15 protein-coding genes, 2 tRNA genes and 2 rRNA genes are annotated in these 20,440 nt (G+C 53.2%); 13 read left to right on the top strand and 6 right to left on the bottom strand.

The window, feature by feature from the left end:
* The first annotated feature begins 142 nt into the window (after positions 1–142).
* The 4 genes from U0026_RS21985 (at position 143) to U0026_RS21970 (ending at position 3,536) form a co-directional block, all read left to right on the top strand.
* Positions 143–3,052: ribosomal RNA gene (locus U0026_RS21985) — 23S ribosomal RNA — on the top strand.
* Between the two features lie 97 nt (positions 3,053–3,149).
* A 5S ribosomal RNA gene (rrf, locus tag U0026_RS21980) occupies positions 3,150–3,265 on the top strand.
* Positions 3,266–3,320: 55 nt separating this feature from the next.
* Positions 3,321–3,397 (top strand) — tRNA-Asp (locus U0026_RS21975).
* Between the two features lie 63 nt (positions 3,398–3,460).
* A tRNA-Trp gene (locus tag U0026_RS21970) sits at positions 3,461–3,536 on the top strand.
* Positions 3,537–3,636: 100 nt separating this feature from the next.
* Here U0026_RS21970 and hdfR read toward each other — a convergent pair.
* The gene (gene hdfR, locus U0026_RS21965) at positions 3,637–4,485 is read right to left on the bottom strand and encodes an HTH-type transcriptional regulator HdfR (protein WP_370923024.1); all 849 of its coding nucleotides are present in this window, start codon (positions 4,483–4,485) and stop codon (positions 3,637–3,639) included.
* Between the two features lie 88 nt (positions 4,486–4,573).
* Between hdfR and U0026_RS21960 the strand changes: the two genes are divergently transcribed.
* On the top strand, positions 4,574–4,912 hold the full coding sequence (locus U0026_RS21960) for a MaoP family protein (RefSeq protein ID WP_062777326.1): 339 nt from the start codon (positions 4,574–4,576) through the stop codon (positions 4,910–4,912).
* Between the two features lie 27 nt (positions 4,913–4,939).
* On the opposite strand, the gene U0026_RS21955 is transcribed toward U0026_RS21960, so the two are convergent.
* Positions 4,940–6,460, bottom strand: a complete 1,521-nt coding sequence (locus tag U0026_RS21955) for a YifB family Mg chelatase-like AAA ATPase (protein WP_062777328.1) — start codon at positions 6,458–6,460, stop codon at positions 4,940–4,942.
* A 352-nt stretch (positions 6,461–6,812) separates the two neighbouring features.
* On the opposite strand from U0026_RS21955, the gene ilvL reads away from it, so the two are divergent.
* The 6 genes from ilvL to ilvA all read left to right on the top strand — a co-directional run bounded on the left by ilvL (position 6,813) and on the right by ilvA (position 13,370).
* The gene (ilvL, locus tag U0026_RS21950) at positions 6,813–6,911 is read left to right on the top strand and encodes an ilv operon leader peptide (RefSeq protein WP_015966468.1); all 99 of its coding nucleotides are present in this window, start codon (positions 6,813–6,815) and stop codon (positions 6,909–6,911) included.
* Between the two features lie 139 nt (positions 6,912–7,050).
* A complete protein-coding gene (gene ilvG / locus U0026_RS21945) occupies positions 7,051–8,697 on the top strand; it encodes an acetolactate synthase 2 catalytic subunit (protein WP_062777330.1) in 1,647 nt (548 codons plus the stop codon).
* Positions 8,694–8,960, top strand: a complete 267-nt coding sequence (ilvM, locus tag U0026_RS21940; protein WP_062777332.1) for an acetolactate synthase 2 small subunit — start codon at positions 8,694–8,696, stop codon at positions 8,958–8,960. The genes ilvG and ilvM overlap by 4 nt, the downstream gene beginning before the upstream one ends.
* 17 nt (positions 8,961–8,977) lie before the next feature.
* The gene (gene ilvE, locus U0026_RS21935; protein ID WP_062777334.1) at positions 8,978–9,907 is read left to right on the top strand and encodes a branched-chain-amino-acid transaminase; all 930 of its coding nucleotides are present in this window, start codon (positions 8,978–8,980) and stop codon (positions 9,905–9,907) included.
* A 65-nt stretch (positions 9,908–9,972) separates the two neighbouring features.
* Complete coding sequence (gene ilvD, locus U0026_RS21930; RefSeq protein WP_062777336.1) at positions 9,973–11,823, top strand: dihydroxy-acid dehydratase; 1,851 nt, start codon at positions 9,973–9,975, stop codon at positions 11,821–11,823.
* A gap of 2 nt (positions 11,824–11,825) precedes the next feature.
* The gene (ilvA, locus tag U0026_RS21925) at positions 11,826–13,370 is read left to right on the top strand and encodes a threonine ammonia-lyase, biosynthetic (RefSeq protein ID WP_062777338.1); all 1,545 of its coding nucleotides are present in this window, start codon (positions 11,826–11,828) and stop codon (positions 13,368–13,370) included.
* Positions 13,371–13,454: 84 nt separating this feature from the next.
* On the opposite strand, the gene fabV is transcribed toward ilvA, so the two are convergent.
* Together fabV and ilvY are read right to left on the bottom strand one after the other, a co-directional pair.
* Positions 13,455–14,648 carry an enoyl-ACP reductase FabV gene (gene fabV / locus U0026_RS21920; protein ID WP_062777340.1) on the bottom strand — a complete coding sequence of 398 codons (1,194 nt, stop codon included), beginning with the start codon at positions 14,646–14,648 and terminating at the stop codon, positions 13,455–13,457.
* A 209-nt stretch (positions 14,649–14,857) separates the two neighbouring features.
* Positions 14,858–15,766: an HTH-type transcriptional activator IlvY gene (gene ilvY, locus U0026_RS21915; RefSeq protein WP_062777342.1), complete on the bottom strand. Its 909-nt coding sequence runs from the start codon at positions 15,764–15,766 to the stop codon at positions 14,858–14,860.
* 153 nt (positions 15,767–15,919) lie between these two features.
* Between ilvY and ilvC the strand changes: the two genes are divergently transcribed.
* Complete coding sequence (gene ilvC / locus U0026_RS21910) at positions 15,920–17,395, top strand: ketol-acid reductoisomerase (RefSeq protein ID WP_062777343.1); 1,476 nt, start codon at positions 15,920–15,922, stop codon at positions 17,393–17,395.
* Positions 17,396–17,659: 264 nt separating this feature from the next.
* On the opposite strand, the gene ppiC (U0026_RS21905) is transcribed toward ilvC, so the two are convergent.
* The gene (gene ppiC / locus U0026_RS21905) at positions 17,660–17,941 is read right to left on the bottom strand and encodes a peptidylprolyl isomerase PpiC (RefSeq protein ID WP_062777345.1); all 282 of its coding nucleotides are present in this window, start codon (positions 17,939–17,941) and stop codon (positions 17,660–17,662) included.
* 50 nt (positions 17,942–17,991) lie between these two features.
* Positions 17,992–18,273 carry a peptidylprolyl isomerase PpiC gene (ppiC, locus tag U0026_RS21900; protein ID WP_062777346.1) on the bottom strand — a complete coding sequence of 94 codons (282 nt, stop codon included), beginning with the start codon at positions 18,271–18,273 and terminating at the stop codon, positions 17,992–17,994.
* Between the two features lie 114 nt (positions 18,274–18,387).
* Here ppiC (U0026_RS21900) and rep point away from each other — a divergent pair, with 114 nt between their 5' ends.
* A complete protein-coding gene (gene rep, locus U0026_RS21895; protein WP_062777348.1) occupies positions 18,388–20,412 on the top strand; it encodes a DNA helicase Rep in 2,025 nt (674 codons plus the stop codon).
* The last annotated feature ends 28 nt before the right edge of the window (positions 20,413–20,440 follow it).

The following is a 20,440-nucleotide window of genomic DNA, read 5'->3' as shown; positions in this document are numbered from 1 at the left end:
CTCTTTAAAAATCTGGATCAAGCTGAAAATTGAAACGACACACTGTGTCTGTTCTCCGTAATAAGAACAGATAAGCGGTGTGTTCGAGTCTCTCAAATTTTCGCAACTGCGGAATGTTTTACGAAACATCTTCGGGTTGTGAGGTTAAGCGACTAAGCGTACACGGTGGATGCCCTGGCAGTCAGAGGCGATGAAGGACGTGCTAATCTGCGATAAGCGTCGGTAAGGTGATATGAACCGTTATAACCGACGATTTCCGAATGGGGAAACCCAGTGTGTTTCGACACACTATCATTATGTGAATACATAGCGTAATGAAGCGAACCGGGGGAACTGAAACATCTAAGTACCCCGAGGAAAAGAAATCAACCGAGATTCCCCTAGTAGCGGCGAGCGAACGGGGAGCAGCCCAGAGTCTGAATCAGCATGTGTGTTAGTGGAACGGTCTGGAAAGTCCGGCGATACAGGGTGATAGCCCCGTACACAAAAATGCATGTGTTGTGAACTCGAAGAGTAGGGCGGGACACGTGGTATCCTGTCTGAATATGGGGGGACCATCCTCCAAGGCTAAATACTCCTGACTGACCGATAGTGAACCAGTACCGTGAGGGAAAGGCGAAAAGAACCCCGGCGAGGGGAGTGAAACAGAACCTGAAACCGTGTACGTACAAGCAGTGGGAGCCTTGATTTATCAGGGTGACTGCGTACCTTTTGTATAATGGGTCAGCGACTTATATTCTGTAGCAAGGTTAACCGAATAGGGGAGCCGAAGGGAAACCGAGTCTTAACTGGGCGTTAAGTTGCAGGGTATAGACCCGAAACCCGGTGATCTAGCCATGGGCAGGTTGAAGGTTGGGTAACACTAACTGGAGGACCGAACCGACTAATGTTGAAAAATTAGCGGATGACTTGTGGCTGGGGGTGAAAGGCCAATCAAACCGGGAGATAGCTGGTTCTCCCCGAAAGCTATTTAGGTAGCGCCTCGTGAACTCATCTTCGGGGGTAGAGCACTGTTTCGGCTAGGGGGTCATCCCGACTTACCAACCCGATGCAAACTACGAATACCGAAGAATGTTATCACGGGAGACACACGGCGGGTGCTAACGTCCGTCGTGAAGAGGGAAACAACCCAGACCGCCAGCTAAGGTCCCAAAGTCACAGTTAAGTGGGAAACGATGTGGGAAGGCTCAGACAGCCAGGATGTTGGCTTAGAAGCAGCCATCATTTAAAGAAAGCGTAATAGCTCACTGGTCGAGTCGGCCTGCGCGGAAGATGTAACGGGGCTAAACTGTGCACCGAAGCTGCGGCAGCGACACTATGTGTTGTTGGGTAGGGGAGCGTTCTGTAAGCCGTTGAAGGTGTCCTGTGAGGGGTGCTGGAGGTATCAGAAGTGCGAATGCTGACATAAGTAACGATAATGCGGGTGAAAAACCCGCACGCCGGAAGACCAAGGGTTCCTGTCCAACGTTAATCGGGGCAGGGTGAGTCGACCCCTAAGGCGAGGCCGAAAGGCGTAGTCGATGGGAAACAGGTTAATATTCCTGTACTTGGTGTTACTGCGAAGGGGGGACGGAGAGGGCTATGTTAGCCGGGCGACGGTTGTCCCGGTTTAAGCATGTAGGCGGAGAGTTTAGGTAAATCCGGACTCTTATTAACGCTGAGGTGTGATGACGAGGCACTACGGTGCTGAAGTAACAAATGCCGCACTTCCAGGAAAAGCCTCTAAGCATCAGGTAACATCAAATCGTACCCCAAACCGACACAGGTGGTCAGGTAGAGAATACCAAGGCGCTTGAGAGAACTCGGGTGAAGGAACTAGGCAAAATGGTGCCGTAACTTCGGGAGAAGGCACGCTGATATGTAGGTGAAGTGGTTTACCCATGGAGCTGAAATCAGTCGAAGATACCAGCTGGCTGCAACTGTTTATTAAAAACACAGCACTGTGCAAACACGAAAGTGGACGTATACGGTGTGACGCCTGCCCGGTGCCGGAAGGTTAATTGATGGGGTTAGCTGTAAGGCGAAGCTCTTGATCGAAGCCCCGGTAAACGGCGGCCGTAACTATAACGGTCCTAAGGTAGCGAAATTCCTTGTCGGGTAAGTTCCGACCTGCACGAATGGCGTAATGATGGCCAGGCTGTCTCCACCCGAGACTCAGTGAAATTGAACTCGCTGTGAAGATGCAGTGTACCCGCGGCAAGACGGAAAGACCCCGTGAACCTTTACTATAGCTTGACACTGAACACTGGTCCTTGATGTGTAGGATAGGTGGGAGGCTTTGAAGTGTGGACGCCAGTCTGCATGGAGCCAACCTTGAAATACCACCCTTTAATGGCTGGTGTTCTAACGTAGACCCGTTACCCGGGTTGCGGACAGTGTCTGGTGGGTAGTTTGACTGGGGCGGTCTCCTCCTAAAGAGTAACGGAGGAGCACGAAGGTTAGCTAATCCTGGTCGGACATCAGGAGGTTAGTGCAATGGCATAAGCTAGCTTGACTGCGAGAGTGACGGCTCGAGCAGGTGCGAAAGCAGGTCATAGTGATCCGGTGGTTCTGAATGGAAGGGCCATCGCTCAACGGATAAAAGGTACTCCGGGGATAACAGGCTGATACCGCCCAAGAGTTCATATCGACGGCGGTGTTTGGCACCTCGATGTCGGCTCATCACATCCTGGGGCTGAAGTAGGTCCCAAGGGTATGGCTGTTCGCCATTTAAAGTGGTACGCGAGCTGGGTTTAGAACGTCGTGAGACAGTTCGGTCCCTATCTGCCGTGGGCGCTGGAGAATTGAGGGGGGCTGCTCCTAGTACGAGAGGACCGGAGTGGACGCATCACTGGTGTTCGGGTTGTCATGCCAATGGCATTGCCCGGTAGCTAAATGCGGAAAAGATAAGTGCTGAAAGCATCTAAGCACGAAACTTGCCCCGAGATGAGTTCTCCCTGACTCCTTGAGAGTCCTGAAGGAACGTTGAAGACTACGACGTTGATAGGCTGGGTGTGTAAGCGTAGCGATACGTTGAGCTAACCAGTACTAATGAACCGTGAGGCTTAACCTTACAACGCCAAAGGTGTTTTGTTGGTGATGAGACACGATATTCAGCTTGAGACAGATTAAATCGACATGCAGAGATGCGTGTTGATAAACAGAATTTGCCTGGCGGCACTAGCGCGGTGGTCCCACCTGACCCCATGCCGAACTCAGAAGTGAAACGCCGTAGCGCCGATGGTAGTGTGGGGTCTCCCCATGCGAGAGTAGGGAACTGCCAGGCATCAAATTGCAGTAAACCGGGATGAATAATCCGGGTAGTGACAAAGAAATTCGGTGGAGCGGTAGTTCAGTCGGTTAGAATACCTGCCTGTCACGCAGGGGGTCGCGGGTTCGAGTCCCGTCCGTTCCGCCACTTATTAAAAATTAAGCCTGCTAACTTAGCAGGCTTAATGATAACAAAAATTAAGAAGTCTTTAGGGGCGTAGCTCAGTTGGTAGAGCACCGGTCTCCAAAACCGGGTGTCGCGAGTTCGAGTCTCTCCGCCCCTGCCATATATAATCCTTTGCTTCGGCAAAGGATTTTTTTTGTCTAAAATTTACCTTTCTAAAAGGCCCAAAGCTGTTCCTTCGGGCCAAAGATCTCTTCTAACTCTCAGAAAACGTTGGTTTTCAATATGTCATGAATTTGCGCCTGTTTGTCGCTATTTTGCAGCCAAATTGCGTATAAAGGTCGTGAAATCGCTGAACCGTCCGCAACGGGGTACAGCTCTCCTTGATCCTGCGCCCACGTAATTGGCAACCAGGTACACCCTTTTAATGGCAACAGTTGGCGACGGGCTAAAGTCGCTGAACTGGTAGTCAAAAGCGGAATATCATCACTGGCGATAAGCCCAACCTCATGCTGCTGAAAGTCAGCCCCCCACTCCAGGCGCAGATAGTTCAGCTCAGATCTGACTGTCGCCGGAGTCGCGCAGTACAGTTCAAGAGGGAAATGCCCCAACAACTGGCTGCTAAACTCATCCATTTTAGGGGTTTCGGTGGTAATCAGCAGATCGAGCTGACGCTCGTGGAGCTGTTTTACCAATGACTGTCGCTGAGCGATCCGCGCTTCAAACTGCAACGTATCGTCCGCCTGGTATAGTCTGGCAAGCCATTCGTTGAGCATACACTCCCATAGTGAGGCGCTCGCACCAATCGAAAACTCGTTGTGCCTTGAGGTATTCGCCACCTCCTTGCGTGCAGCTTGCCATGTACTCATCAGCGTCTCAGCATAGGGGAGAAGCTTCTCACCTGCTGCTGTCAGCCGGATATTATTGCGATGGCGGGTGAACAGGTTTACCCCAAGCTGATTTTCTAACTGACGTATGCGAAAGCTTACCGCCGATTGTGTCAGATAGAGCGCTTCCGCAGCCCGCCCGAAGTGACGAGTTCTGCTCACTTCGAGGAAAGTTTTCAGCAATTCGGTATCCACAGCTTTCTCCGCAAAATTTTTTGTCGTAATGATTTAAATCTTTTGTTTTACACTCTGTCAAGCGTATCTAATACTCCGCGCCATAAATAGCTCGGCCAAAGAATTAGGAGCGTGTAGGATGGCGGAAAGCTTTACGACAACTAATCGTTTTTTCGATAATAAAAATTATCCGCGTGGGTTCTCTCGTCATGGTGATTTCACCATCAAAGAGGCGCAGTTGCTGGAGCGTTATGGCTTTGCCTTTAACGAACTTGATCTCGGTAAGCGCGAGCCTGTTACCGAAGAGGAGCAGCAGTTCCTCACTGTATGCCGAGGTGAGCGTGAGCCGGTGACCGAAGCTGAACGCGTATGGCACAAGTATGTGACGCGCATTAAGCGTCCGAAGCGCTTCCACACTCTGTCTGGCGGTAAACCGCAGGTAGAAGGCGCTGAAGACTATACCGACAGCGACGACTAATAAAAAAAGGGGCTCAGGCCCCTTTTTTTATTGTAGTAACGTTTGCAGATGCAGCAGCATCCTATCGATACCACGATAGCTGAGCGCCTCCTGCAAATGACGTCGTTCAATACACCTAACCCCCTCCATATCCGCCAGCGTACGTGAAACCTTTAGCAGACGCTGCCAGGCGCGTATAGATAGCCCAAGGCGCGTTAACGTCTGCTCAAGCCACAACACATCATCATCATTCAACGCGCAGTATTGTTTAATTTCACTGCTGCTTAAGTGGGCATTCAGTTTATCTTGCCTGTCGTACTGATAGCGCTGGGCTGCGATGACCCTCTTTTGCACCGTACGGCTACTTTCGCCTTGATGAGTAGGCTGGCTGAGCAAGCCCGGCGGCGGCAGAGGAATCTCCAGTGAGAGATCGAAGCGATCGAGGAAAGGGCCTGAGAGGCGATTAAGGTAGCGCAGAGTTTGCTCCGGGGTGCAGCGATTGTGCTGGCCTTCATAGTGCCCCGTCGGACTAGGATTCATGGCAGCGATAAGTTGAAAGCGAGCAGGATAGGTAATTTTTGCCCGGGTGCGTGAGATGTGAATCTTCCCTGACTCAATGGGCTCCCGTAGCGCATCCAGTACTCGTCGTTCAAACTCAGGCAGTTCATCTAAAAACAAAATACCATTATGGGCCAGAGAGATCTCACCGGGTGCGGGTATTGACCCACCGCCCACCATGGCTGCCAACGAGGCGCTATGGTGGGGGGCGCGAAAAGGACGGCAGCGCCACTGGGTTCGGACATTACCGGTATTTTCGAGGCTGATAATCGCGGCACTTTCCAGTGCTTCTCGATCGTTTAGCGGTGGTAATAGCCCGGGTAATCGGCTGGCAAGCATGGTTTTTCCCGTGCCAGGAGGGCCAATCAATAGCAAATTATGCCCTCCTGTGGCGGTGATTTCTAACGCCCGCTTACCCTGCTGTTGCCCGATAACATCATTCAGATCTTCGCTGTTTTCGGCAATCGGGATGTTTTCAGGTGGGGGTAGGCGAAGGTCTTGTTTCCCTTCAAGGAACGCACATACTTCAAGTAGATGACTGGCAATCAAGCAGTCACTGCCGCCTAATAGCCCAACCAGCGGTGCATTCTCATCGGCGAGTATAATTTGCCGCCCCGCATGGATTGCCTCCATCGCGGCAGAGATAGCCCCAGGAATGCCTCGCAGCGCGCCCGTAAGCGCCAATTCACCAACGAACTCATATTGCCCCAGTTTCTGACTGTTAAGCTGCTCAGAAGCTGCCAGGAGCGCAATAGCGATAGGTAAATCATATCGACCGCCCTCCTTTGGCAGATCAGCCGGAGCCAGGTTGATGGTGATTTTTTTTGCCGGAAAGGCATATCCACTGTTGATGATGGCACTGCGTACGCGGTCACGCGACTCTTTGACAGTCGTTTCTGGCAGCCCGACCATCACCAGTCCGGGCAGGCCCTGGCTGATATGAACTTCGATAGTAATAAGCGGGGCATTGACCCCCAGCGCGGCGCGCGTATAGACAACGGATAGCGACATAACTCCTCCCTGAATGAAGGTATTATGCATCGCGTATTTTGCTTATTAACTCGCGTTTTTACGTATTTACGCAGCGCATTCACGTTTTTTAGCGTTTTTTCTTCACGTTTCATGAGGTAAGGAATCGCGATCGCACTTTTCTAATACATCTCGGTCGATCCCCTTTTCATCCCCGCGCTGAAGATAAAAAGGTGAAATATTTTCATTTCATAATTTTTCCATATAAAACAATTTCTTTTGCTAATTTTGTTAGCAAGGTAAGTAATAAGGATATAAAAAAACTTGTGCATTTTGTGATGTCTGTGGTAACTCTGTAGGCATTCCTTCGAACAAGATACAAGAAAATACAAAAATGAAAGCCCTTCTACGAGTGATTAGCCTAGTCGTGATTAGCGTGGTGGTGATTATTATCCCACCGTGCGGGGCTGCACTTGGACGAGGAAAGGCTTAGGAATCAAGCCTTAACGAACTAAGACCCCCGCACCGAAAGGTCCGGGGGTTTTTTTATGACTTAAAAACATTAACGAGGAGCAGAGAGTGAGCAATAGCATAATATTCTGTTTCTTACGATCTACGGCGGGGAACTAACTATGAATGGCGCACAGTGGGTAGTACATGCGTTGCGAGCGCAGGGAGTTGAAACGGTATTTGGTTATCCGGGTGGAGCCATCATGCCAGTTTACGACGCCCTGTATGACGGCGGCGTAGAACACCTGCTGTGTCGACACGAGCAGGGCGCGGCGGTGGCGGCTATCGGCTACGCCCGTGCCACCGGTAAAACCGGCGTGTGTATCGCCACTTCAGGCCCGGGTGCCACTAACCTGATAACCGGCCTGGCAGATGCGCTGCTCGACTCTGTTCCCGTTGTTGCTATCACCGGCCAGGTTGCCGCACCGCTTATCGGTACGGACGCCTTTCAGGAAGTGGACGTTCTCGGTTTGTCGTTGGCCTGCACCAAACACAGTTTCCTGGTGCAATCCCTGGAAGAACTGCCACGCATCATGGCAGAAGCGTTCCAGGTGGCAAACTCAGGCCGTCCAGGCCCGGTACTGGTTGATATCCCAAAAGACATCCAGATTGCACAAGGTGATTTAGAGCCGTACTTCTCCACCGTTGAAAGTGCTGATGTTTTCCCACATGCCGAAGTCGTCCAGGCGCAGCAGATGCTGACGCAGGCACAGAAACCGATGCTGTATGTTGGTGGCGGTGTCGGGATGGCGCAGGCTGTTCCAGCGCTGCGTGAATTTATGGCAGTCACAAAAATTCCTGCCACCTGCACGCTGAAAGGCTTGGGTGCGGTGCCGGTGGAGTATCCGTACTATCTCGGCATGTTGGGGATGCACGGCACCAAAGCAGCTAACCTGGCGGTACAAGAGTGCGATCTGCTGATCGCCGTCGGCGCCCGCTTTGACGACCGCGTGACCGGCAAGCTTAATACTTTTGCGCCGCATGCAAAAGTTATCCATATGGACATCGACCCGGCAGAAATGAATAAATTGCGTCAGGTTCATGTCGCGTTGCAGGGTGACCTCAATGCATTGCTGCCCGCTTTGCAGCAGACACTGGCGATTGACGGCTGGTGTGAGCACGTTGCTGCGATGCGTGCTGAACATGCGTGGCGTTACGATCATCCGGGCGAGCCTATCTATGCGCCGCTGCTGTTAAAACAGCTCTCCGACAGGAAGCCGGCCGATAGCGTCGTGACCACCGACGTAGGCCAGCATCAAATGTGGTCAGCCCAGCATATGACTTATACCCGCCCGGAAAACTTCATCACCTCCAGCGGTTTGGGCACCATGGGATTTGGTCTGCCGGCGGCCGTAGGGGCTCAGGTGGCGCGTCCGGATGATACGGTTATCTGTATCTCCGGTGACGGCTCTTTCATGATGAATGTACAAGAGCTGGGCACCGTGAAACGCAAGCAGTTACCGCTGAAGATCGTCTTAATCGATAACCAGCGTTTAGGGATGGTTCGACAATGGCAGCAACTGTTCTTCCAGGAACGTTACAGCGAAACCACCCTGACCGATAACCCCGATTTCCTCATGCTGGCCAACGCCTTCGGCATCCCTGGCCAACACATCACCCGTAAAGACCAGGTTGAAGCGGCACTCGACACCATGCTGGCAAGCGAAGGTCCATACCTGCTTCATGTCTCAATCGACGAACTTGAGAATGTCTGGCCGCTGGTGCCGCCAGGTGCGAGCAACTCACAAATGCTGGAGAAATTATCATGATGCAACATCAGGTCAACGTGCAGGCCCGCTTCAACCCGGAAACCTTAGAACGCGTCTTACGTGTGGTTCGCCATCGCGGCTTTCAGATTTGCTCGATGAATATGGAAACCGCCAGCGATGCGCAGAATATCAATATCGAACTGACCGTTGCCAGCCAACGCCCGGTCGACTTATTGTTTAGCCAATTAAATAAACTGGTGGACGTGGCTTACGTTGCCGTTCAACAGTGTACAAGCACATCACAACAACAAATTCGCGCCTGAGCGCAAGAGGAAGAGAAATGACGACGAAAAAAGCGGATTACATCTGGTTCAACGGTGAGATGATTCGTTGGGAAGACGCGAAGGTTCACGTTATGTCCCACGCGCTGCATTACGGCACCTCCGTATTTGAAGGTATCCGCTGCTACGATTCTCACAAAGGCCCGGTTGTTTTCCGTCACCGCGAGCATATGCAGCGCCTGCGTGACTCCGCCAAAATCTATCGTTTCCCGGTCTCTCAGAGTGTTGATGAACTGATGGAAGCCTGCCGTGAAGTGCTGCGTAAAAACAACCTGACCAGCGCCTATATCCGTCCGCTGGTCTTTGTCGGCGATGTGGGTATGGGCGTTAACCCGCCAGAGGGCTATACCACTGACGTGATCATCGCGGCGTTCCCGTGGGGTGCCTACCTGGGCGCTGAAGCGCTGGATCAGGGGATCGATGCGATGGTTTCTTCCTGGAATCGCGCTGCGCCAAACACTATCCCAACTGCGGCTAAAGCGGGCGGTAACTATCTTTCTTCACTGTTGGTCGGTAGCGAAGCACGTCGCCACGGCTATCAGGAAGGTATTGCGCTGGACGTTAACGGCTACCTGTCTGAAGGCGCGGGCGAAAACCTGTTCGAAGTGAAAGATGGCGTGATATTCACCCCGCCGTTTACCTCTTCTGCGCTGCCGGGTATCACCCGTGACGCCATCATCAAGCTGGCGAAAGAGCTGGGTATTGAAGTGCGTGAACAGGTGCTGTCGCGTGAATCCCTGTACCTGGCTGATGAAGTGTTTATGTCCGGTACCGCCGCCGAAATTACCCCGGTGCGCAGCGTCGATGGTATTCAGGTCGGTGAAGGCCGCTGTGGCCCGGTCACCAAACGTGTTCAGCAAGCATTCTTTGGCCTCTTCACCGGTGAAACCGAGGATAAATGGGGTTGGTTGGATCAGGTTAATCCATAAGTATAAAAAGATGGGGTGTCACGCAGCACCCCATTTAACGAGATAAAGACTGGGAGTACTAAAGCATGCCTAAATACCGTTCCGCCACCACCACTCACGGCCGCAATATGGCGGGCGCTCGCGCACTGTGGCGCGCCACCGGGATGACCGATGATGACTTCGGCAAACCGATTATCGCTGTTGTAAACTCGTTTACCCAGTTCGTGCCCGGCCACGTGCATCTGCGCGACCTCGGTAAACTGGTTGCCGAGCAAATTGAAGCCTCCGGCGGCGTAGCTAAAGAGTTCAACACCATTGCCGTGGATGATGGTATCGCCATGGGCCACGGCGGCATGCTTTATTCTCTGCCGTCGCGCGAACTGATTGCCGACTCCGTTGAGTATATGGTGAACGCCCACTGCGCCGATGCGATGGTCTGTATCTCCAACTGCGACAAAATCACCCCGGGGATGTTAATGGCTTCCCTGCGCCTGAACATCCCGGTGATCTTTGTGTCTGGCGGCCCGATGGAAGCCGGGAAAACCAAACTGTCTGACAAAATCATCAAGCTCGACCTGGTCGATGCGATGATTCAGGGCGCTGACCCGAAAGTCTCTGATTCGCAAAGCGATCAGGTTGAACGTTCGGCTTGCCCAACCTGCGGTTCCTGCTCCGGTATGTTCACCGCCAACTCAATGAACTGTCTGACTGAAGCGCTGGGGCTGTCACAGCCGGGCAATGGTTCATTGCTGGCGACCCACGCTGATCGTAAAGCGCTGTTCCTCAGCGCAGGCCAGCGTATTGTCGAGCTGACCAAACGCTACTACGAGCAGGATGACGCCTCGGCACTGCCGCGTAATATCGCCTGCAAAGAGGCCTTTGAAAACGCCATGACGCTGGATATCGCCATGGGCGGTTCCACTAACACCGTACTGCACCTGCTGGCTGCCGCGCAGGAAGCGGAAATCGACTTCACTATGACGGATATCGACAAGTTATCCCGTAACGTGCCGCAGCTGTGTAAAGTCGCGCCGAGTACGCCGAAATATCATATGGAAGACGTCCACCGTGCAGGTGGCGTTCTGGGTATCTTAGGTGAGTTGGATCGTGCAGGCTTGCTGAACCGTAACGTGAAAAACGTGCTGGGACTGACGCTGCCTCAGACCCTGGATCAGTACGATGTCATGCTGACGCAAGATGAAGCCGTGAAAAAAATGTTCCGTGCAGGCCCGGCGGGTATCCGTACCACTCAGGCGTTCTCTCAGGATTGCCGCTGGGATACGCTGGATGACGATCGTGCCGAAGGCTGTATCCGTTCGCTGGAACACGCCTACAGTCAGGATGGTGGGTTGGCCGTACTGTACGGTAACTTTGCAGAAAATGGCTGTATCGTGAAAACCGCCGGTGTAGATGACAGTATCCTCAAATTTACCGGTCCGGCTAAAGTCTACGAAAGCCAGGACGATGCGGTAGACGCGATCCTTGGTGGCAAAGTGGTGGCGGGTGACGTGGTGGTGATTCGCTACGAAGGGCCGAAAGGCGGGCCGGGCATGCAAGAAATGCTTTACCCAACCACCTTCCTGAAATCAATGGGCCTTGGCAAAGCGTGCGCCTTGATCACCGACGGTCGTTTCTCCGGCGGGACATCAGGCCTGTCTATCGGTCACGTTTCTCCAGAAGCGGCGAGCGGCGGCAACATTGCGATTATTGAAGATGGCGACATGATCGCTATCGATATCCCGAATCGCGGTATCCAATTGCAGCTCAGCGATGCGGAAATTGCCGCACGTCGTGAAGCGCAGGAGGCCCGTGGTGATAAAGCATGGACGCCGAAAAATCGTGAGCGTCAGGTCTCCTTTGCCCTTCGCGCCTATGCCACTCTGGCAACCAGCGCCGACAAAGGTGCGGTACGCGATAAATCAAAACTGGGTGGCTAATCATGGCAGATTCACAACCCCTATCCGGCGCCCCTGAGGGGGCGGAATATCTCAGAGCGGTGCTACGCGCACCGGTCTATGAAGCGGTGCAGGTTACGCCGCTGCAAAAAATGGACAAGCTGTCGTCACGTCTTGACAACGTGATACTGGTGAAGCGCGAAGACCGTCAGCCGGTGCATAGCTTCAAATTGCGTGGTGCTTACGCAATGATGGCGGGCCTGACAGCGGAGCAGAAATCCCACGGGGTGATTACCGCGTCCGCAGGTAACCATGCGCAGGGCGTAGCCTTCTCAGCTTCGCGGTTAGGTGTGAAGGCGCTTATCGTCATGCCAACAGCTACCGCAGATATCAAAGTCGACGCGGTTCGCGGTTTCGGCGGCGAAGTGTTGTTGCACGGGGCTAATTTTGACGAAGCCAAAGCCAAAGCGATTGAACTGTCGCAGCAGCAGGGCTTTACCTGGGTGCCACCGTTCGATCATCCGATGGTGATTGCCGGGCAGGGTACGCTGGCGTTAGAACTGCTCCAGCAGGATGCGCATCTCGACCGGGTTTTTGTGCCGGTCGGCGGCGGCGGTCTGGCGGCGGGCGTGGCGGTGCTGATTAAACAACTGATGCCGCAAATCAAAGTGATTGCGGTCGAAGCCGAAGATTCAGCCTGTCTGAAAGCGGCGCTGGATGCCGGTCATCCGGTCGATTTACCGCGCGTTGGGTTGTTTGCCGAAGGCGTGGCGGTGAAACGCATCGGTGATGAAACCTTCCGTCTGTGTCAGGAATATCTCGACGACATCATCACCGTGGATAGCGATGCTATCTGTGCGGCAATGAAAGACTTGTTTGAAGACGTGCGTGCGGTAGCAGAGCCATCAGGCGCGCTGGCGCTGGCGGGGATGAAAAAATACATCGCTCAGCACAATATTCGCGGTGAACGACTGGCACACGTGCTCTCCGGCGCGAATGTTAACTTCCACGGCCTGCGTTACGTTTCCGAACGTTGCGAGCTGGGGGAACAGCGTGAAGCGCTGCTGGCGGTGACCATTCCGGAAGAGAAGGGGAGCTTCCTGAAGTTCTGCCAACTGCTGGGTGGGCGCTCGGTAACCGAGTTTAACTACCGTTATGCCAATGCAAAAGACGCCTGTATTTTTGTTGGCGTACGCCTGAGTCGTGGGCTGGAGGAACGCAAAGAAATCCTCCAGTTGCTCAACGAGGGTGGCTACAGCGTGGTGGATCTCTCCGACGACGAAATGGCTAAGCTGCATGTGCGCTATATGGTTGGTGGACGTCCGTCACAGCCGTTGCAGGAGCGTCTGTACAGCTTCGAGTTCCCGGAATCGCCGGGCGCGCTTTTGAAGTTCCTGCATACTTTAGGCACGCACTGGAATATTTCACTGTTCCACTATCGCAGCCATGGTACCGACTTTGGGCGCGTGCTGGCGGCGTTTGAACTAGGCGAGAATGAGCCGGACTTCGAAACCCGTCTTAACGAATTGGGCTACGACTGTCACGACGAAACTCACAATCCAGCGTTCCGTTTCTTCCTTGCGGGTTAACGTCTGATATCGCGCAGGTCAGGGCCATTAAAAAAGGGGTTCATGTTTTCCATGAACCCCTTTTTTTTGCGACTAATCAGTCAACTACAGCGTGATCACATCGAATTCAACTTCGGTGTTCACATCCGCATCGTAATCCACGCCGTCGAGGCCAAAACCGAACAGGCTCAGGAATTCCTGCTTGTATCCTGCATAGTCGGTTTCTTGCGCCAGGTTTTCGGTGGTGATCAGCGGCCACAGGTCGCGACAGGCCTGCTGAATGTCTTCACGCAGTTCCCAGTCATCCATACGGATACGCTGGTTATCATCAAGTGCAGCCTTGTCGCCGTACAAGCTGGTGGTCATCAGACGGTTGATCTGTTCGATGCACCCTTCGTGAATGCCCTGTGCTTTCATCAGCTTGAAGACCATAGAGATATACAAAGGCATCACTGGAATAGCAGAAGACGCCTGGGTAATGACCGACTTCAGTACCGCTACGTTGGCGGAACCGTGAAGCGGAGCCAGCTGGTTACGCAGTTCACCTGCTGCACGATCGAGGTCTTCTTTCGCTTTGCCCAGCGCGCCGTGCCAGTAGATTGGCCAGGTCAGGTCGGTACCGATGTAAGAGTAGGCAACGGTTTTCACGCCTTCAGCCAGCACGCCAGCTTCGCTCAGCGCGCCCATCCACAGTTCCCAGTCTTCGCCGCCCATCACGGTCACGGTGTTCTGAACTTCTTCTTCGGTTGCCGGTTCAATGCTGGCAGTGATGATCTGATCTTTGTTGGTATCAATCGCTTTAGAGGTGTAAACCTCGCCGATTGGTTTCAGCGCAGAACGAACCACTTCGCCAGTTTTCGGCATTTTACGCACTGGAGAAGCCAGTGAGTAAACGACTAAATCGATCTGACCCAGATCTTCTTTAATCAGTTTGATAACTTCATCGCGGCACTCATCGGAGAATGCGTCGCCGTTGATGCTTTTCGAGTACAAGCCTTCACGTTTAGCCGCTTGATCAAAAGCCGCTGAGTTATACCAGCCTGCGGAACCCGGTTTAGTTTCCGTACCTGGTTTTTCGAAAAATACGCCAATAGTGGCGGCACCGCTGCCAAACGCTGCGGAAATTCTTGAAGCTAGGCCGTAACCGGTGGAAGCACCGATAACCAGTACGCGGGAAGGGCCGTTGGCAATTTTCCCGTTTTGCTTAACATACTCGATCTGTTTTTCCACATTGACTTTGCAGCCAGTCGGATGGGTCGTTGTACAGATGAATCCACGAATTTTTGGTTTGATTATCATAATGATGGCTAATTAAGTTTGTATTTCGCTGTCAAGTGCGCAATGACACCGTCTGTTCTGGCTTGCTTAACGTCATGATGAGCAAGCCCCCCACTACATTTCTGTATTATGGCACGCGGCATTATACAGGAAAGGTGCTTCAATACTGAATCTACCACTGATTTTAGCCTTCAGGCCCTTTCTGCGCACGATGATGCGCGCGTGAGTCGCTACTTTCCTTCGTCGATTTTGCGCTCCAGCACAATTTTCCAGAACGCATCAATGAGCGGCTCATGCAGCCGCTTCTTTGGTGCGCAGACACCCAGCTCAAACGGGGTCTTCTCATCGCTGCGCTCTAAAATCATCACGCGGTTGCGCACCGGTTCAGGGCTATTTTCCAGCACAACTTCCGGCAGCAGCGCTACGCCGCAGCCCAGCGCCACCATCGAAACCATCGCTTCATGACCGCCGACCGTGGCGTAAATTGATGGATTGCTGATTTTATGACGGCGGAACCACAGCTCAATCCGGCGTCGTACCGGCCCCTGATCGGCCATAATAAACGGCACCGTGGACCAATCGGGTTCATCAACGGAAACCTGATTGCGTACCGGGCAAGGTAATGCCGGAGCGATCAGCACCACCGCCAGATTTTCCAGCATTGAGAATGCCACGGCACCCGGCAGCGTCTCCGGCTTCCCGGCTATCGCCAGGTCAGCTTCTCCCGTCACCACCTTTTCCATCGCGTCGGCGGCATCGCCGGTCGTGAGCTTAATTTCTACTGAGGGATGCTCGGCGCGAAAGCGGTCAAGGATCGGCGGGAGATGACTATACGCAGCGGTCACCGAACAAAAGATATGCAGCTCGCCCGACAGCGATGGCCCTTGCTGATCGAGGGTGTGGCGCAATTGCTGATACTGCAACAGCGTCTGCTGGGCAAAGACCCGAAGCTCTTCTCCGGCTTCGGTCAAGGTAACTGTGCGGTTATCGCGAATAAACAGCGCCTGACTAAGATCCTCTTCCAGCCGTTGAATCTGGCGGGAAAGCGTGGAGGGACTGACGTGCATCGCCCGCGCGCTGCGGCCAAAGTGGCGGCTTTCCGCCAGGTGCAGGAAGGTTTTTAGATCGCGTAAATCCACGGTTCACACTCCACGATTTTACATTGCATAAATTGCAACGTGACGTTGTGAATATATCAATTTCCGCAATAAATTTCCTGTTGTAATGTGGGTTCATTCTCGCTGAAACGCGAACCGAACAATAAGACACACAACATCACGGAGTACACCATCATGGCTAACTACTTTAATACACTGAACCTGCGCCAGCAGCTGGCACAGCTGGGTAAATGTCGCTTTATGGGCCGCGACGAATTCGCCGATGGCGCGAGCTACCTTCAGGGTAAAAAAGTGGTCATCGTCGGCTGCGGCGCTCAGGGTCTGAACCAGGGCCTGAACATGCGTGACTCCGGTCTGGATATCTCCTACGCACTGCGTAAAGAGGCGATTGCTGAGAAGCGCGCTTCATGGCGTAAAGCGACCGAAAACGGCTTTAAAGTCGGTACCTACGAAGAGCTGGTTCCGCAGGCCGACCTGGTGGTTAACCTGACGCCAGACAAACAGCACTCCGACGTTGTACGTTCCGTACAGCCGCTGATGAAAGATGGCGCGGCGCTGGGCTATTCCCACGGTTTCAACATTGTGGAAGTGGGCGAGCAGATCCGTAAAGACATCACCGTGGTGATGGTCGCGCCGAAGTGCCCGGGTACCGAAGTGCGTGAAGAGTACAAACGTGGTTTCGGTGTACCGACGCTTATCGCGGTTCACCCGGAAAACGATCCGAAAGGCGAAGGCATGGCAATTGCTAAAGCCTGGGCAGCCGCAACCGGTGGTCACCGTGCGGGCGTGCTGGAATCCTCTTTCGTCGCGGAAGTAAAATCTGACCTGATGGGCGAGCAGACTATCCTGTGCGGCATGCTGCAGGCCGGTTCTCTGCTGTGCTTCGACAAGCTGGTGGAAGAAGGTACTGACCCGGCATACGCGGAAAAACTGATTCAGTTCGGCTGGGAAACCATCACCGAAGCGCTGAAGCAGGGCGGCATCACTCTGATGATGGATCGTCTGTCTAACCCGGCGAAACTGCGTGCTTACGCGCTGTCTGAACAGCTGAAAGAAATCATGGCGCCGCTGTTCCAGAAACACATGGACGACATCATCTCCGGCGAATTCTCCTCCGGTATGATGGCGGACTGGGCTAACGACGATAAGAAACTGCTGACCTGGCGTGAAGAGACCGGTAAAACCGCGTTCGAAACCACCGCTCAGTTCGACGGTAAAATCGGCGAGCAGGAGTACTTTGATAAAGGCGTTCTGATGATCGCGATGGTGAAAGCGGGCGTTGAGCTGGCGTTTGAAACCATGGTGGATTCCGGCATCATCGAAGAATCCGCTTACTACGAATCACTGCACGAGCTGCCGCTGATTGCCAACACCATCGCCCGTAAGCGTCTGTATGAAATGAATGTGGTTATTTCCGATACCGCAGAATACGGTAACTACCTGTTCTCTTACGCTTGCGTACCGCTGCTGAAAGGGTTCATGGCGGAAATCCAGCCGGGCGATTTGGGCAAAGCCATTGCTGAAGGTGCGGTTGATAACGCGCAGCTGCGTGACGTTAACGACGCCATCCGTAGCCACGCGATTGAAGAAGTTGGCCAGAAACTGCGTGGCTACATGACTGACATGAAGCGTATCGCCGTCGCGGGCTAATCAAACCTCGTTATCATCCGGCCCGGTCAGCGCCTCGCTACCGGGCCGTTTTTTTACGCCCGAAGGACACGTGGATTATGCAAACGTTGAAGGTATGCCGAAATACCGTGTAGGCCTGATAAGCACAGCGCCATCAGGCATAACCGCACATTGCCTGATGGCGCTGCGCTTATCAGGCCTACTCTACTGGTAGCCCGGACGAGGCAACGCCGACTCCGGGAAAGCACCATGCAAATATCGATGCTGTTTTTCTATCCGCGTAAATTATTTACGGTACAGCACCTTAATGATGTGGTAACCAAACTGCGTGTGCAGTGGGCCAGTAGGCTCCAGTACCGGGCAGGAGAACACCACTTTATCGAACGCTGGAACCATCTGACCCTGACGGAATTCGCCTAAGTCACCGCCTCTTTTGCCTGACGGGCAAATAGAGTGCTTCTTCGCCAATTTCTCGAAATCGCCGCCGTTTTTAATTTGCTCCAGAAGATCCAGTGCCAGTTGTTCTTCTTTTACGAGGATATGCAGTGCTGCTGCGGTTTTAGCCATGATTGTGCCTTTAAAGAGGGAAAGATTTAGGCTGGCGATTTTAGCACGGCTTATCGGCGATACAGTACCTTGATAATGTGGTAGCCGTATTTGGTTTTCACCGGCCCAAAGGGTTTTAGCAGCGGACAGCTAAAAACAGCGGCATCAAACGGGCCGACCATCATCCCCTGTTTAAATTCACCAAGATCGCCACCGTTACGCCCAGAAGGACAGCGTGAATAACGTTTAGCCAGATGATCGAAGCTGATCCCGCGTTCTAGCTTGCTTAGGATCTCAAGGGCCAGTTTCTCTTCTTTTACCAGGATATGCAGGGCTGACGCGCTCTTTGCCATGGGCTTATTCTCATCATTAGATTGCAGCCAACACTTTACCATTTGCCGGGTAAATCTCAGCCGGACTTTCTGCTACAATCCACACCCCCGTGTTTACAGATTGAGCAATACGTCATGCGTTTGAACCCCGGACAACAACAAGCCGTCGAATTCGTCACCGGACCCTGCCTGGTGCTGGCGGGCGCTGGATCCGGCAAAACCCGCGTTATCACTAATAAAATTGCGCACCTGATCCACGCTTGTGGCTATCAGGCACGGCATATTGCTGCGGTGACCTTTACCAATAAGGCCGCGCGCGAGATGAAAGAGCGTGTGGCGCAGACGCTGGGGCGTAAAGAGGCGCGCGGCTTGATGATCTCCACCTTCCACACGCTGGGGCTGGATATTATCAAACGTGAATACGCGGCCCTGGGGATGAAGTCGAACTTCTCCCTGTTTGACGATACCGATCAAACCGCACTGCTTAAAGATCTGACCGAAGGAATTATCGAAGACGATAAGGTCCTGTTCCAGCAGTTGATCTCGACGATCTCTAACTGGAAAAACGATCTGATGACCCCCTCGCAGGCGGCGGCCAGTGCGAAAGGCGAGCGCGATCGTATTTTTGCCCACTGCTACGGGCTGTACGATGCGCACATGAAGGCCTGCAACGTACTCGATTTCGATGATCTGATCCTGCTGCCAACGCTGTTGTTGCAGCGCGATGAAGAAGTGCGCGAGCGCTGGCAGAACAAAATCCGCTACTTGCTGGTGGATGAATATCAGGACACCAATACCAGCCAATATATGTTGGTGAAGCTGCTGGTGGGTAACCGCGCGCGCTTTACCGTGGTGGGTGATGATGACCAGTCTATCTACTCATGGCGCGGCGCACGTCCGCAAAACCTGGTGCTGCTGAGCAAAGATTTCCCAGCGTTGCAGGTGATAAAACTTGAGCAGAACTACCGTTCATCCGGGCGCATTCTGAAAGCCGCGAATATCCTGATTGCCAATAATCCGCACGTATTTGAAAAGCGCCTGTTCTCTGAGTTGCAGTATGGGCCTGAACTCAAAGTATTAAGCGCCAACAATGAAGAACACGAAGCGGAACGCGTTACCGGGGAGTTGATTGCCCATCACTTCGTTAATAAGACCGAGTATAAGGATTACGCGATCCTCTATCGCGGCAACCATCAGTCGCGTGTGTTCGAAAAATTCCTGATGCAAAACCGCATCCCGTACAAAATTTCTGGTGGCACTTCGTTCTTCTCCCGACCGGAGATTAAAGACCTGCTGGCGTATTTGCGGGTGCTGAGTAACCCAGATGATGACAGCGCGTTCTTGCGTATCGTCAACACGCCAAAACGTGAAATTGGCTCGGCGACGCTGCAAAAGCTCGGCGAGTGGGCGACAACCCGTAATAAAAGCCTGTTTACCGCCAGCTTCGACATGGGCCTCAACCAAACGCTGACCGGGCGCGGCTATGAGTCGTTGACCCGTTTTACCCAATGGTTGGGTGAAGTTCAGCGTCTGGCGGAGCGTGAACCGATTGCGGCGGTGCGCGATCTGATTCACGGCATTAACTACGAATCCTGGCTGTTTGAAACCTCGCCTAGCCCGAAAGCCGCCGAAATGCGCATGAAGAACGTCAACACGCTATTCGGTTGGATGACGGAAATGCTCGAAGGTAGCGAACTGGAAGAGCCGATGACGTTGACCCAGGTGGTGACCCGCTTCACCCTGCGTGACATGATGGAACGTGGTGAAAGTGAGGAAGACCTGGATCAGGTACAGTTGATGACGCTTCACGCCTCGAAAGGGCTGGAGTTCCCATACGTGTTTATGGTCGGTATGGAAGAAGGATTCTTACCGCATCAAAGCAGCATCGATGAAGATAATATTGATGAAGAACGTCGTCTGGCCTACGTGGGGATTACTCGCGCGCAGAAAGAACTGATTTTCACCCTTTGCAAAGAACGCCGTCAATACGGTGAACTCATAAGACCAGAACCGAGCCGATTCCTGCTGGAGCTGCCGCAGGATGATGTTATCTGGGAGCAGGAGCGCAAAGTGGTGAGTGCTGAAGAACGGATGCAGAAAGGGCAGAGTCATCTGGCAAATCTGAAAGCGATGATGGCGGCTAAAAAAGCCAAACCGTAGGCCGGATAAGCGTAGCGCCATCCGGCAA

Source organism: Kluyvera intermedia, assembly GCF_034424175.1.
In the GTDB taxonomy this organism is placed as follows: domain Bacteria; phylum Pseudomonadota; class Gammaproteobacteria; order Enterobacterales; family Enterobacteriaceae; genus Kluyvera; species Kluyvera intermedia.
This window is presented reverse-complemented; position numbering and strand designations above follow the sequence as displayed.